Origin of the sequence: Fusobacterium sp. DD2, assembly GCF_018205345.1 — a bacterium.
In the GTDB taxonomy this organism is placed as follows: domain Bacteria; phylum Fusobacteriota; class Fusobacteriia; order Fusobacteriales; family Fusobacteriaceae; genus Fusobacterium_A.
The window spans coordinates 1-738 of sequence record NZ_JADRHM010000128.1; the positions used below are offsets into that span (position 1 = coordinate 1).

The following is a 738-nucleotide window of genomic DNA, read 5'->3' on the forward strand; positions in this document are numbered from 1 at the left end:
AAGAGGCTTTTGCATTTTTAAAGTTATAAAAATTTGCAACAGCCTCTTTTCTTAATTATTTAATTATTCTATACTTGCCAATTAATGGTAACTCCTTAACTTGTCCATTCATAACATTTACTATTCCCATAATAAATAGAACTAATGAGAAAATAAAACCTATAATTCCTACAATCCAACCAAGAATTGGAATAACCATAACAACTCCACAAATAAAATAGAATATTAACAGTATCAATCCCTGATTGCAATGAAATCTTACAAATTTTGAATTAGGTCTCATTAAAAATGGTATTAACATAAAAATACCAAAATAACATAATATTGAAATAAACTTATTCTCCTGAATATCTTCAAAAGTTATTTCATCATTATCAATTTCTGCTTCTACTGCTGCACCACACTTTTCACAGAATTTAGCTCCTGGATCCAAAGGTGCCCCGCATTTTCTACAGTTAGTTGGAACTTTTTTTTCCTTAACTGGTGTTCCACACTCAGGACAAAATTTTGCATCTGGTTTTAATTGTGCTCCACATTTAGTACAAGTTTTTACACTTTGTTCCTCTTTAAATTCAGTTCCGTCCATAATAAAATCCTCCTTGCAATATTTTATAGTATATTCCCCTATAATAATATACTAACTCTTTTTTCCCATTTATTCAACCTCTATTTCCCAATTCTTTATAATTCCATATTTAATTTATTATTAGAAAAAGGAGCAGTAGTATACCACTCCTT

Annotated in this window: 1 protein-coding gene; it reads right to left on the minus strand. The window is 29.0% G+C overall.

Features of this window, described 5'->3' with window-relative positions; genetic code table 11:
* Positions 1-55: 55 nt before the first annotated feature.
* Positions 56-586, minus strand: a complete 531-nt coding sequence (locus tag IX290_RS11410; RefSeq protein ID WP_211493312.1) for a zinc-ribbon domain-containing protein — start codon at positions 584-586, stop codon at positions 56-58.
* Positions 587-738: the final 152 nt, after the last annotated feature.

Bases quoted from the DNA above. Each gene is read 5' to 3' on its own strand.
- IX290_RS11410 (WP_211493312.1), bottom strand. From the start codon at position 586: ATGGACGGAACTGAATTTAAAGAGGAACAAAGTGTAAAAACTTGTACT.